Raw genomic sequence first — 13322 nt, 5'->3', positions numbered from 1 at the left:
CTTTTTCAGCTCCGCAGTCCGGCTACACGAGCTGTTCCATCGTGTCGAACCGCAGGGAAGCGAGCAGGCACATCGCTCCGGTTACTATGATACTATAAATCAGAAGAATTGGAAAGATCAAATCTACATTCACGAAGACTCCCACAATCACCGCAGCGCCGATGCCCATTCCGAGAATCGCCATCTGGATTACAGCCCGGATGATGTCCTGTCCTTTCGCGCCGAAGACATCTCCCACCAGGCACTGAGCCAGCACTCTGGCATAGAGCTTATTTGCCTGAAGCACGGTGTAGATCAGAATACAGAGTACAATATACAGAGGCTGTACCCGCCAGAATATGCCGGAAGCCACACAGATAATCGTCCCGTCCGCCAGTGCTTTTATGTGCTCCATCAGGGTGGAGTACCACAGTTTCCGGAATGCCGTGTCCGGGATCAGGAAAAGGTAGGGTGTCTTCAGCTCATTCTCCCACTTTCCCGTATATCCGGACATAATCAGGGATACATAGGCGACGATTCCCAGAAGGAAGAAACGGGAATACCCGGCCTCCACCTCGTCCCGCATCGGGAAAGACACAACTAGCGCCACGAACACGGCAATCAGTGTGGTCTTGGAAAAGATAAAGTATTTTTCCTTTTTATATTCAAGGAGCTGCCTGTAGAATACCGCCTTTGCCCCTTTCCCGCCAATACGCTCCCGGATCTTCCTGAACGTTTTCTTCTTCCTGCCGATCCCGCTGACCAACTCTCCGCTTTTCTGCCTTTTCCGCAGTTCCGCGTAATCATCGGCAAACTTCGCCGCCTCCTCATAGTATCCTCCATCGCATCTCATGCACACTGCTCCTGCTGCCGCTGCAGCCACTGTCGCCAGATAGAGAAGGCTGCATACCACGTTCAGCACAGTAGGTCCCAGAAGAATCAGGCGGTAAAGGGCGACCTGCCAGCCCACCACGGGGAGCATCTGCAGTACCGGCCAGTCCACAAAGGATATCGCCGACTCAATGGTAAGCCCGTTCTGCCGGAAATAGAGAATAATAACCAGGGTAAGCGCCACAAGGAATACACGGATTCCCCAGCAGATCCCCCTGAGGACCTTCTCCGGGATACTGTCATTCGCGTAGAGCAGCACCATCACCGCGATCTCGAACCCCAGACTCAGAATACATGCAGCCAGGAAGAACAGCACCGCCTGCCACAGAGCAGCCTGAAAAATCGTAGCTGCAGCGATCGCCATGAGGAGCCACATTCCGAAAGCGAAAATGTAATTCATCCATGCACTGTTGATCAGCACGAGCTTGGGACTGATCGGCGCAGTGAACACAAAATGCGTGTGTGCAGGTCTGAAAAGGATACCTTTCCTCCCCGAATACGTCATAAAATCCGCCAGTGTGATATAGATGCTCCACACTGTCATGATGATTACCAACCCCTGGACAGAGTCCAGCCGGATCATGGATGCGAACGAGGCAAGGGCCATGATAATAAATATTGCATAAGCCACGCCGAATACAAATATAATCAGTGTCAGCGGCTTTTTCAGGGCCATTTTAATATGATTGACAAAACTGCGTTTTGCCAGATAAAACAGAGCTTTCATCAGTCTTCACCACCCGTCATCTCAAAAAACAGTTCATCAAGATCTTTACCCTGAGCGTCTTTCCTGGTATAAGACCCGATGATATTTCCCTTTTTCATGACAAACATAATGTCCCAGAGTTCTTCAACCATCTCTAGCATATGAGTGCTGATCAGCACCGTCACTCCCTGATCCCTCAGTCTCAGAACAACCTCTTTGAGCTTCCTGATCGCCGCCGGATCCAGTCCCACCATTGGCTCGTCAAGTAAAATCACCTTCGGTTTCACTGCCAGAGCACAGCAGATGCTGACTTTCTGCATCATTCCCTTGGACAGCTCATTTCCCAGCTTGTCCTGCTTGTCATCCATCTCAAAAGCCGTCAGCATCTCCTCCACTTCCTCATCCGTGATGTCGCTGCCGTATGCCCTCCGGATGTATTCGATATGTTCTCTCACCGTTAGTGCCTCAAACATAGCCGGAATCTCCGGGACATAGCCGAACAGCTTCTTCGCCTCGACTCTCCGGGCGGGAATTCCCTGGATACGTATGATCCCCTGATACCTCAGAAGTCCCGCTATACTCTTGATAATCGTAGATTTTCCTGCGCCGTTGGGTCCCAGGAGCACTCCTATCTGTCCGTCCGGGACCAGAAAGTTTACTCCGTCAACTGCAACGTTATGCCCGTAAGATTTTCTCAGATTCTGTACCTCTAACATTTTACTACCCTCCTGACTGTGCCTGACCGCAGCCATATATCCGACCGCTGCATGCAGCAAAAAAAGTCCTGCACCGCTGTATTATTGATTTAATACAATGATATAGGACTTTATTCTTTCTGTCAATACAATTTTTGAGATACAGAAAAACTTAAGAACTCCTCTGCCTTATAAGACACATGGGAGTTACAAAACACATGGGAATTACATCTCCCCTCTGTGTTCCTCGTCATAATACTTCATAAGCGCCTGGGTTCCGAGTTCTCCCAGACCTTCCGCCTGAAGTTCCTCGCAGTTGGCAAGTACCTGGCTTAACACCCCCAGATCAAGTCCGCTCATATTCGCCTCGATCAGGGCCAGCTTCATGTCTTTGATAAAGTGCTTCATAAAGAATCCCGGCTCATAGTCTCCGCCGATGATCTTGGGTCCCAGTGTGTCGAACTGCCTGCTGCCCGCTGCCCCTGTGGCAACAGAGTGGAAAAACGTATCCATATCAAGCCCCTTTGCCTGCGCATAGGTCAGCGCCTCGCACACACCGGAGAGCGCTCCCGCGATCATGATCTGGTTGGCAAGCTTGCAGTGCTGGCCGCACCCTGCCTTTCCCTCATAATTGATGTTCGTTCCCATCGCCTCAAACAGCTCCAGGCAGGCATCATAGTCCTCACGGTCGCCGCCCACAAGAATAGAGAGTTTTCCTTCCCGCGCGCCGGAATCCCCGCCTGTGACAGGTGCATCTAGCACATGGAAGCCCTTCTTCTTTCCTTCGTTATAGATCTTCTCTGCGATCTGGGGACTGGTAGTCGTCATATCGATCAGGTAAGTGCCCGGATCCGCACTGTCCAGAATATTCCCCTCGTCAAAATATACCTCCTCGACATCCTGCGGGAAACCGACGATCGTAATCACCGCATCACGCCCTTTCACACAGTCAGCGATTGTTTCGTGAAACACAGCTCCCTCGCTGATTACATCCTCCACTTTCGATTTTGTCCGGGCAAAGATGTGAAGCTCATACCCTGCTTTCATAAGATTGCGGACCATGGATTTCCCCATGATGCCCACACCGATAAAACCTATCTGTTTCATAAGTCAAGAAACCTCCTCTATTATTCTCTCTACTCGTCCCTCTTCTCCACAACTTCTCCCTGCTTCTTGTAGATACTGTTCCCAGGCACGAACCCACGCACGGAAGAGAGCGGATAGATATTGGAGTGGCTTCCCACTACGGTTCCCGGATTAAGCACGCTGCCGCATCCGACTTCCACCTCATCGCCGAGCATGGCGCCGAACTTCTTCATTCCTGTCTCGATATTGCCTTCCGGCGTCTTGACTACTACCAGTTTTTTGTCGGATTTCACGTTGGATGTGATGGAACCTGCGCCCATATGGGACTTGTATCCCAGTATGGAATCCCCCACATAGTTATAATGCGGCACCTGAACTTTATTGAACAGGATCACGTTCTTGAGCTCTGTTGAGTTTCCGACAACTGCGCCCTCTCCCACAATCGCATTGCCGCGGATAAACGCGCAGTGGCGCACTTCCGCGTCCTTTCCGATAATGGCAGGACCATTGATAAAAGCCGTGGGTGCGACCTTCGCAGACCTGGCAATCCAGACATTCTCCCCCACTTTCTCATACTCTTCACTGTCGAGCGTGTTGCCCAGCTCGATGATGAAGCTGCTGATCTTCGGCAGAACCTCCCAGGGGTAGGTCACTCCGTTGAAAATGTCTTTTGCAATTGTCTGATCCAGTGTATACAGTTCTTTCACTGTCAATGCTTCCATACTCATTTCTATACTCCTTTTCCGCCGGATCACCGGCACATGATTGATTTTTACCGTTCTTCCGGCATTTTTGCTGCTGCTTTTCCCGAAGAGCCGGATCTGCCGGACGCGCTTTTCGCAGGGCTGCCGGTTTTATAATACTTCGCCGCCCTGTCGTAGCAGGTTCTCAGCTGATACTGATTATTCAGCCCTTTCACCCCCACCGTCCTGCTTGTGATGAAACGGTCCAGTTTTTCCATATATTCATCCGGAGTGATACTTCCCTCCGCCACGTAGGTCAGCCCCTTCTCCCAGCTTGCCGTAAGTTCCGGATTGAGAAGGGAACGGATCGAGTGATCCACCACGTCGAACACCATCTCGCCCTGCAGGGTCGGTGTAATGATCTGGGTCTTTTTGTTCAGCGCCAGATATTTGATGTGGATCAGTTTCTTCAGGATCTCCGCGCGGGTGGCGCTGGTGCCGATCCCGCTTCCCTTGATCTGGGCGCGGAGTTCCTCATCTTCGATAAGCTGTCCCGCGTTCTCCATGGCAAGGATCATGGAACCGGAATTGTATCTCTTGGGCGGAGAAGTCTCCCCCTCCTTGATCTCCAGTGCCTTCACCGGGAGAAGCGCGCCTTTTTTCAGCGTCTTTATAACTTCGAACAGAGCAGTATCGAGACTCTGTTCCTCCTGTGCGCCGCCTGCGTCCCCGTCTGTTTCCCGGTTTTCCTCCGACATCCGGCTTTCTCCGGACTCTTCTGCGCCCTCTGCTGATGCGTTTTTCTGTTTCGTTCCCTTCTTCTGGGGAATTCCCGCTACCTTCAGATAACCTTCTTCCGCCAGAACCTTAAAGTTTGAGAAAAAACTTTCGCCCCGCACAGACGTCACAATGGCAACCTTCTGGTACACTGCCGGAGGATAGAATATACTGAGAAACCTCCGCACGATCAGGTCATACACCCTCTTTGACGTCGCCGAGACGGAATTCAGGGCGGAAAGGCCCTGACCGGTAGGAATGATGGCGTAATGGTCCGTAATCTGCTTATCATTGACGTAACGTGTCTTTGCAAGTCCCTTGTGGGAGCCGAATCCCAGGATATCCTGCAGATAGGGCGCCGCCATCGGATATTTTGAGAGCCCGTTCAGGTTCCTGCTGATCTCCTTTGCCACCGCTGTAGACAGGACACGGGCGTCCGTCCTCGGATAAGTGACCAGCTTCTTCTCGTAGAGTTCCTGGACAATCCGCAGTGTCTCATCGGGGCTGATCTTAAAGCGCTTGGAACAGTCGTTCTGAAGCTCCGCCAGGTTGTAGAGCAAAGGCGGATTTTTCTTCTCCTTCTTTTTCTCAATGGACTCGATCCGGCACTCCACCGGCTTCTCCTCCGAGAGATAGTCGATCAGCTCCTGGGCCGTCTTTCTCTCCTTGAATCCGTTTTCCTTGTACAGGGCAAATGATTCAAAATATTTTGAGCCCTTCACTGCCCGCCATTCCCCCTCAAAGGAATGTCCCGAGGCGTCGATGGTGCTGACTACACGGTAGAAGGGGGTTTTCACAAAATCCCGGATCTCCCGCTCTCTGCGGACTACCATGCCCAGCACACAGGTCATCACCCGGCCCACGGAGACCACGGAATATTTTGTGTGAAGATAATTGGAAATGCTGTTCCCGTATTTCAGTGTCAGAAGCCGGGAAAAATTGATTCCCATAAGGTAGTCTTCTTTTGCCCGAAGATAGGCGGAGGCGCTGAGGTTATCATATTCGGACAGATCCTTCGCCTCACGGATCCCCCGGAGGATCTCTTCCTCGGTCTGGGAATCAATCCATACTCTGCGCCTCTCCTTTCCCGTAACATGGGCTTCCTGTTCCACCAGACGGTAAATATATTCTCCTTCCCGCCCGGAGTCGGTACAGACGTAGATCGTATCCACATCTTCCCGGTTCAGGATGCCGCTTACGATCTGAAACTGCTTCGCTACCCCCGGAATGACCTCATACTTGAACTCTTCCGGAATGAAAGGAAGCGTCTCGAGGGACCACTTTTTCAGCGACGGATCGTATTCTTCCGGGTAGCTCATCGTCACAAGATGTCCCACGCACCATGTGACGATCGCCTGATCCGATTCCAGATATCCGTCTTTTCGTTTTGTATTCAGTTTTAATGCTTTTGCAAATTCCTGAGCCACACTTGGCTTCTCTGCGATATATACTGCTTTTCCCATATAATGTCAATTCTGCCGTCCTGTATGTATTCTTATGCACTGATTAATCCCATGCACTGATAAGCACTGACGGTTTACAGGAACCGGTATGCCGTGCGGGTATCGTACTTTTCTCCCGCTTTGCATATCGGACCCGGGAAATTCTCATGGTGCACCGCATCTGGGAAATACTGCGTCTCCAGGCACACTGCGCTTCTCTTTCCGTAGCATGCCCCTTCCTTTCCGGGCTCGCCATCCACGAAATTAGCGGTGTACATCTGTACCCCCGGAAGATCCGTGTACACTTCCATGACAATGCCGCTCCTGTCCGCCGTCACTTCTGCTACTTTATCAAATCTGCCTTCGTTTTTCAACACCCAGTTGTGGTCGTAGCCGCCGCCGAACCGGATCTGCTCATCGTCAGCATCGATTTCTTTTCCGATGGCCTTGCCCTCCCGGAAATCCATGGGCGTACCCTCCACGCTGCGGATCTCTCCGGTCGGAATGGACTCATTATCGGCAGGTGTAAAACAGTCTGCCTCCAGGCGGACGGTATGTCCGAGGACATCTCCGCTGTCATGTCCGTTCAGATTGAAATAGCTGTGATTCGTCATATTGATAATCGTATCCTGATCCGGTACAGCCTGATAATGAATGGTAACCGTGTTTTCCTCATCAAGGCTGTATGTCACATACATATCCAGCGCCCCCGGATATCCCTGGTCGCCGTCCGGGCTGTGAAGCAGAAACGTCACATGGTCGTCTGCATTTTCCACAACTTCCCACATGCGCTGCTGGTAATAATCCATACCGCTGTGGAGATTATTGCCGTTGTCATTCTTCTCCAGACTGTACTTCACACCATTTATCTCAAACTGTGCGCCTCCGATCCGGTTGGCGCTCCTTCCTACGGTTGCGCCGAAAAAGAGGCCCCCGCGCTCGTATCCCGCCGCGTCATCATATCCCAGCACCACATCGGTCAGTTTTCCTTCTCTGTCCGGCACGCAGACTTTTACCAGAGTCGCGCCATAGTCTGTGACAGACACCTGCATACCCTTATCATTCTGCATGGTATAGAGGTATGGCTTTTCTCCCTTTCCCGTAACTCCGAATTTCTTTACTGTCAGCTTATCCATCTTTTCTCTCCTCCTATTTCTTCTTTCCGAACATCCCGAGCACTTTCCCGATAAAGCCCTGCTTTCCTTTCTCACGGACCGGAGCAGGTCTTCTGGCGTTCATCGCCTCTTTCATAAAAGTCTCCTGTGCATTTATCTTCTTTCCGTCCGAAGGCTTCTTCCGGTATGTACCGTCGCTTGTCATCACCCGGGCTTTCACATTGTCAGCAAGCATCACTTTCAGATCATGAATCAGGCGGCGTTTGATTCCCTCATCGTAGATGGGGCATGCAACCTCCACGCGGTTCTCGGTGTTCCTTGTCATCATGTCCGCAGAACCGATATATACTTTCGCGTCCTGCCCTGCTCCGAATACGAACACTCTCGGATGTTCCAGGAATCTTCCCACAATGCTTGTAACTCTCAGGTTATCCGTACGCCCCGGAACCCCCGGAAGAATACAGCAGATTCCCCGGACAATCAGGTCGATCTTCACCCCCGCCTGGGACGCCTCCGCGGTCTTGCGGATAAAATCCATATCCGTCAGGGAATTCATCTTCATCACAATACGCCCGTGCGCTCCTTTTCTGATCTCCTCGTCCATCAGAGCAAGCACTTTCTGTTTCAGGCTTGTGGGCGACACAATCAGGTGATTGTACACGCCGTCCAGGTTGCCGATAGACATGTTCTTAAAGAACACTGCCGCATCTTCCCCGATCTCCCGGTTGGCAGTCATGAGCGAATAATCCGTATACATCTTCGCCGTCTTCTCATTATAGTTTCCGGTTCCGATCTGGGTGATGTACCGGATCTCATTCCGGCTCCTGTAAGTGATCAGACAGATCTTCGAGTGTACCTTATATCCTTCAAATCCATAGAGCACGCGGCACCCCGCTTCCTCCATCCGCTCCGACCAGTCGATGTTGTTCTGTTCGTCGAAACGTGCCCGCAGTTCGATCAGTGCGGTCACTTCTTTTCCATTTTCCGCAGCAGCGCAGAGATACTCCACCAGACGCGCCTTTTTCGCCAGACGGTAAATCGTGATCTTGATCGTCATCACATCCGGATCATAGGCAGCTTCCTTAATCAGCTGCAGGAACGGATCCATGCTCTCATACGGATAGGAAAGCAGGACGTCCTTCTTCTTGACCTGTGCCATCACACTGCCCTCCGCAAGAGAAGCCGAAGGCTGCGGAGAAAACGGCGGATCGGTCAGCGCCTTCTTCATGGAATCCGGGATCTTGTCTGCTATGGCGAAAATAAATCCCAGCTTCATTGGCATCTTTGTGCGGAAAATACATTCCGGCGTAATATTGAACCGCTCGCAGAAATATTTCTCCATCTCCTTACTCAGAGAGTTGGCGACCTCCAGACGGACAACCGCCATCCTCCTCCTCTTGTGGAGCGTCTCCTTCATAATATGCCGGAAATCCTCATGGTCCGCGAACGCCTCGTCATCCGGTGAAATATCAGCATTTCGCGTCACACAGATATAATTTTTATCGGACACCTGATATTTGTCAAACACCAGCTCCAGGTGCTCCATAATCACTTTTTCCATGCGGATGTAGCGGATGTCATATCCCGGCATATAGAGGATATCGGATATGTACTGGGGAACCGGAACGATTCCCATCATGGTTTTATCTCCATCTTTTAAATTCGCCACCACATAGATCTCCTTGCTTAAGAGATGGGGAAACGGATGGTTCGCATCCACAATCTGCGGTGACAGTACCGGCAGCACCTGTTCCTTAAAGTACTTCTTTACATACTTTTTCTCCTGCTGCTCCAGTTCCTTAAAATCCAGGCCGCACACTCCGTAGGGATGGAGCTGCTTTTTGATCTCCGCGTAAGTCTTGTCACGCTCCTTGTAGAGCGGGGCAACCGCCTTGTAGATTGCCTCAAGCTGCTGCAGCGCCGTCATGCCCGACCGCATATCGATCTTTTTGCTGTCCGCGTCCGCCATGTCGTAGAGACTCCCCACCCGGATCATGAAAAACTCATCCAGGTTGCTCGTGAAGATCGCCACGAATTTCATCCTCTCCATCAGCGGTACCGTCTCATCCTGCGCTTCCTGAAGAACCCTCTGGTTAAAGCGAAGCCATGAGAGTTCCCGGTTCTGGGTGTAATCTAAAATCTCAGGTCTGTCCATATGCTGTGGTTCCCTCCTTCATTATCCTTGCTTATATTCGTTTCGCATTGTGCTATTTTGCCATGTACTCCATCAGGGCGTCCATCTTTCTCTCCATCAGCTTATATCCGTGCTCATAGAAAGACAACAGAGCATCTCCATTTCTCTCAAGTCTTGACACCGGTTTTACCAGAGGACGCAGGACAAAAATCTCTCCTTTTTTCTCAAGCTGATCGATATGATTCATCGTCCTGTTGTACATAAAGCTCCTTCTCAGAATTGTGCGTACTACATTCGGATAGGACTTGTAGGCCCTGCGGTAAATCCTCTGCAGCGCCGGGGACGGTGTCTTCTTGCGGTATCCCGGATTCTTTGTGAGGACTACAATAATCTTTTCATTCCCGATCTCCCGGGCATGCCTCACCGGCACCGAGTCCGCCAGTCCGCCATCCAGATAGGGTACTCCGTCCACATTTACAATGGGGGTCAGAAGAGGCATGCTGCAGGAAGCACGGCAGATCTTCATAAGCCGCTCCCTGTCATGGTCTTCCGTCATATACTCCGCTTTTCCGGTGATACAGTTTGTAGTGACAATCTCACACTTCATCTCCGAATTAAAATATGTGTCAAAGTCAAAGGGAATGAGCTCATTCGGGAATTTTTCAAAGATCAGGTCCATATTCATCACACTTTTTTCCCTGAAGAAATCCCGAACCCCGTAATAATAGCTGTTGCTTTTCTCCGTTGGAATCATGCAGTCCCTCGTCCTTCCCGGCTGCTTTGATACATAGTCAACCGCATTGCATGACCCTGCCGATACTCCGATTACGTTGGACGTATAAAAGTCCTGCTCCATCAGGTAATCCAGAACGCCGGAGGTAAATACACCTCTTGTAGCGCCGCCTTCCAGTACAAGTGTTGCTTTTTTTATCGCCATATCCATTTCTCCTTGCATAATAAGTCTTGTCAGCCAGTCCGGCAGATTCTGCGCCTGCCTTCTTTCATTATATAACGTTTTTGCCTGTTCGCAAACCATCTTTTTTTGAAAATCCCTGCATAAAATAATGTTTCCTGCCTTGCCTTTTCCCCCTCTTCCATGTTAATATAAGCGGTGATGTTTATAGGAAGAAAATCTTTTTCAGAAATTAAGGAGTTTTTACAATGATCAGTGCAAACAATGTGACATTGCGCGTCGGGAAAAAGGCGCTGTTTGAAGATGTCAATATCAAATTTACCGAGGGAAACTGCTACGGTCTGATCGGCGCCAACGGAGCCGGAAAGTCCACATTTTTAAAGATCCTCTCCGGTCAGCTTGAGCCGACCCAGGGAGACGTCTCCATCACTCCCGGCGAACGTCTTTCCTTCCTGCAGCAGGATCATTTCAAATACGATGAATATCCGGTCCTGGACACCGTAATCATGGGAAATGCCCGCCTTTACGAAATCATGAAGGAGAAAGAAGTCATCTATGCAAAAGAGGATTTCACCGATGAGGACGGAATCAAGGCAAGCGAGTTGGAGGCGGAATTCGCCACAATGAACGGCTGGGAGGCGGAGTCTGACGCCGCATCCCTGTTAAACGGACTGGGGATTCCCACAGAACTTCACTACAAATATCTGAAGGATCTGACCGGTCCGGAGAAGGTTAAAGTCCTGCTCGCCCAGGCTCTGTTCGGCAACCCGGACATTCTTCTTCTCGACGAGCCTACCAACCATCTTGATCTGGACGCCATTGCCTGGCTGGAAGAGTTCCTGATCAATTTTGAGAATACGGTGATCGTGGTATCCCATGACCGTTATTTCTTAAACAAGGTTTGTACCCAGATCGCGGATATCGACTACGGCAAGATCCAGCTCTACGCCGGAAACTATGATTTCTGGTATGAGTCAAGCCAGCTTCTCATCCGCCAGATGAAGGAAGCCAACAAGAAAAAAGAAGAGAAAATCAAGGAACTGCAGGAATTTATTTCCCGTTTCAGCGCCAATGCCTCCAAATCCAAACAGGCAACTTCCAGAAAGCGTGCCCTTGAAAAAATCCAGCTTGATGAGATCAAACCGTCAAGCAGGAAATATCCGTATATCGATTTCCGCCCGAACCGCGAGATCGGAAATGAAGTTCTCACAGTGGAAGGGCTGACCAAGACCATCGACGGCGAAAAGATTCTCGACAATATCAGTTTCACCCTGGGGCATGATGACAAGGTCGCGTTTGTGGGAAGCAACGAGGTTGCCAAGACTGTGCTCTTCAAGATCCTGATCGGGGAGATGGAGCCGGATTCCGGCACATACAAGTGGGGCATCACCACATCCCAGGCATATTTCCCGAAGGATTTCGGCGGGGAATTCGACAGCGACTATACGATCACCGAGTGGCTGACCCAGTACTCTGAGAATAAGGATGCCACCTATGTCCGCGGCTTCCTGGGAAGGATGCTTTTCTCCGGAGAGGACGGCGTGAAGCGCCTGAAAGTGCTTTCCGGTGGAGAAAAAGTACGCTGCCTGCTCTCCAAAATGATGATCTCCGGAGCGAATGTACTGATTCTTGATGAGCCTACCAACCACCTGGATATGGAGGCAATCACTGCCCTGAACAACGGACTGATCAAGTTCCCGGGCGTGCTGCTCTTCACTTCACGGGATCATCAGATCGTACAGACAACCGCCAACCGGATCATGGAGATCGTGCCGGGAGGACAGCTCATCGATAAGATCACCACATACGATGAGTATCTGGAAAGCGACGAGATGGCAAGAAAGAGACAGACTTACACGGTTCAGACCGAGGAGGATGACTAAAGGATTATTGACAGGATATATCTCCTGGATGTCAAAAAAATATGCATGAAATAATCCCCGTCCCGATGTAATACATTATTACAAGGGGGCGGGGATTTTCTCAGCCTTTCAGTCCTCTGGACTGGCGATCCATGTCTTCAATTACAATATCATAGATCTCGCCTAAACCTGCACAGTACTCCAGCACCTTCCAGGGCTCATTGGTGTGGAAATGAATCTTGATCAGCTCCTCATCTCCCACCGCGAGCAGGCAGTCACCCTTGAAATGCTCTGTAAAATACTCGCTGATCACATCCTCATCGAGATCCTCTCCTTCAATCAAAAGCTGTGTGTCATACCGAAATTCCAACATTCTGTGTTCCCTCCTGTATATTTTCTATTATTTTGCGGATCGTCTCTTCATCCTCTTCCAACTCATCTGCAATCTCTGCTGTTGACTTGCCTTTTGCGCATTTTTTCATTATCTGCTGAGTAAGGAGCTGTTCTTTTCCCTGCTCAATCCCCTGTTCAAGTCCCTTTTGTATCCCCAGTTCTTCCACATAATCGCTTAAATTGCACATCTGTTTCATCTCCTCTCCCATATTGCTTTCCATCGGTATATCATATTCCTGTTCCAGATGCCGTATCTTCGAGTCTGCGCTTATAGTCGGCGACAACAGAACTCCCAGCATCTTCGTCAGCCGGTTGCCTTTCTTTGAATTCGGATTCAGGCAGATCATGACCACAGTCATCTTATCGTATTCTTCCTTCCGGTCAGGAATGCCGGGGATCTTATCCTTTTTGCAAATGCTGTAATCGGATATGGCATTCCCGACAGAATCCGGAGCATTCATGCAGATCCATATGCTGTATACTTTCCGGATGTTATCATAGTCCGTTCCGGAGAATTCTGTTCCCTTCTGAGCCGAAATCATCCGGGCTCCGTAGAAAATGCCACGGGTCATAAGAGAGTATCCGGGATGAAAATCCTTCTGGGCTTCTACGTTAATAATCAGCTTGATCTGACGTTTCATGCGGG

Annotated in this window: 10 protein-coding genes and 1 pseudogene; 1 reads left to right on the top strand and 10 read right to left on the bottom strand. The window is 50.3% G+C overall.

The window, feature by feature from the left end:
- Window positions 1–22: 22 nt before the first annotated feature.
- The 8 genes from B5F07_RS09320 to B5F07_RS09285 all read right to left on the bottom strand — a co-directional run bounded on the left by B5F07_RS09320 (window position 23) and on the right by B5F07_RS09285 (window position 10445).
- On the bottom strand, window positions 23–1597 hold the full coding sequence (locus B5F07_RS09320) for a putative ABC exporter domain-containing protein (RefSeq protein WP_087161011.1): 1575 nt from the start codon (window positions 1595–1597) through the stop codon (window positions 23–25).
- Complete coding sequence (locus tag B5F07_RS09315) at window positions 1597–2292, bottom strand: ABC transporter ATP-binding protein (RefSeq protein ID WP_087161010.1); 696 nt, start codon at window positions 2290–2292, stop codon at window positions 1597–1599. Before B5F07_RS09315 ends, B5F07_RS09320 begins: the two co-directional genes overlap by 1 nt.
- A gap of 204 nt (window positions 2293–2496) precedes the next feature.
- Complete coding sequence (locus tag B5F07_RS09310; protein ID WP_087161009.1) at window positions 2497–3378, bottom strand: NAD(P)-dependent oxidoreductase; 882 nt, start codon at window positions 3376–3378, stop codon at window positions 2497–2499.
- Between the two features lie 29 nt (window positions 3379–3407).
- Entirely contained in the window at window positions 3408–4079 is a 672-nt protein-coding gene (locus B5F07_RS09305; protein ID WP_087161100.1) for an acyltransferase, read from the bottom strand.
- A 50-nt stretch (window positions 4080–4129) separates the two neighbouring features.
- Window positions 4130–6280: a DNA topoisomerase gene (locus B5F07_RS09300; protein WP_087161008.1), complete on the bottom strand. Its 2151-nt coding sequence runs from the start codon at window positions 6278–6280 to the stop codon at window positions 4130–4132.
- 74 nt (window positions 6281–6354) lie between these two features.
- Window positions 6355–7395, bottom strand: coding sequence for an aldose epimerase family protein (locus B5F07_RS09295; RefSeq protein WP_087161007.1), 1041 nt, complete (start codon window positions 7393–7395; stop codon window positions 6355–6357).
- 13 nt (window positions 7396–7408) lie between these two features.
- Entirely contained in the window at window positions 7409–9529 is a 2121-nt protein-coding gene (gene ppk1, locus B5F07_RS09290) for a polyphosphate kinase 1 (protein ID WP_087161006.1), read from the bottom strand.
- 52 nt (window positions 9530–9581) lie between these two features.
- Window positions 9582–10445, bottom strand: coding sequence for a patatin-like phospholipase family protein (locus tag B5F07_RS09285; protein WP_087161099.1), 864 nt, complete (start codon window positions 10443–10445; stop codon window positions 9582–9584).
- Window positions 10446–10669: 224 nt separating this feature from the next.
- Between B5F07_RS09285 and B5F07_RS09280 the strand changes: the two genes are divergently transcribed.
- Window positions 10670–12304: an ABC-F family ATP-binding cassette domain-containing protein gene (locus B5F07_RS09280; RefSeq protein WP_087161005.1), complete on the top strand. Its 1635-nt coding sequence runs from the start codon at window positions 10670–10672 to the stop codon at window positions 12302–12304.
- Between the two features lie 100 nt (window positions 12305–12404).
- On the opposite strand, the gene B5F07_RS09275 is transcribed toward B5F07_RS09280, so the two are convergent.
- Entirely contained in the window at window positions 12405–12656 is a 252-nt protein-coding gene (locus B5F07_RS09275) for a kinase to dihydroxyacetone kinase (RefSeq protein WP_087161004.1), read from the bottom strand.
- Window positions 12637–13322: pseudogene (locus B5F07_RS09270) on the bottom strand (hypothetical protein); the annotation flags it as partial. The gene B5F07_RS09275 and the pseudogene B5F07_RS09270, both read right to left, overlap by 20 nt.

The sequence above is a fragment of the Lachnoclostridium sp. An169 genome (assembly GCF_002160525.1).
Lineage (GTDB): Bacteria > Bacillota > Clostridia > Lachnospirales > Lachnospiraceae > Mediterraneibacter > Mediterraneibacter cottocaccae.
The sequence above is the reverse complement of the archived record's forward strand: the minus strand, read 5'-3'. Positions and strand labels throughout refer to the sequence as shown.

Bases quoted from the DNA above. Each gene is read 5' to 3' on its own strand.
- B5F07_RS09285 (WP_087161099.1), bottom strand. From the start codon at position 10,445: ATGGCGATAAAAAAAGCAACACTTGTACTGGAAGGCGGCGCTACAAGA.
- B5F07_RS09315 (WP_087161010.1), bottom strand. From the start codon at position 2,292: ATGTTAGAGGTACAGAATCTGAGAAAATCTTACGGGCATAACGTTGCA.
- B5F07_RS09295 (WP_087161007.1), bottom strand. From the start codon at position 7,395: ATGGATAAGCTGACAGTAAAGAAATTCGGAGTTACGGGAAAGGGAGAA.
- B5F07_RS09300 (WP_087161008.1), bottom strand. From the start codon at position 6,280: ATGGGAAAAGCAGTATATATCGCAGAGAAGCCAAGTGTGGCTCAGGAA.
- B5F07_RS09320 (WP_087161011.1), bottom strand. From the start codon at position 1,597: ATGAAAGCTCTGTTTTATCTGGCAAAACGCAGTTTTGTCAATCATATT.
- B5F07_RS09280 (WP_087161005.1), top strand. From the start codon at position 10,670: ATGATCAGTGCAAACAATGTGACATTGCGCGTCGGGAAAAAGGCGCTG.
- B5F07_RS09305 (WP_087161100.1), bottom strand. From the start codon at position 4,079: ATGGAAGCATTGACAGTGAAAGAACTGTATACACTGGATCAGACAATT.
- B5F07_RS09275 (WP_087161004.1), bottom strand. From the start codon at position 12,656: ATGTTGGAATTTCGGTATGACACACAGCTTTTGATTGAAGGAGAGGAT.
- ppk1 (WP_087161006.1), bottom strand. From the start codon at position 9,529: ATGGACAGACCTGAGATTTTAGATTACACCCAGAACCGGGAACTCTCA.
- B5F07_RS09310 (WP_087161009.1), bottom strand. From the start codon at position 3,378: ATGAAACAGATAGGTTTTATCGGTGTGGGCATCATGGGGAAATCCATG.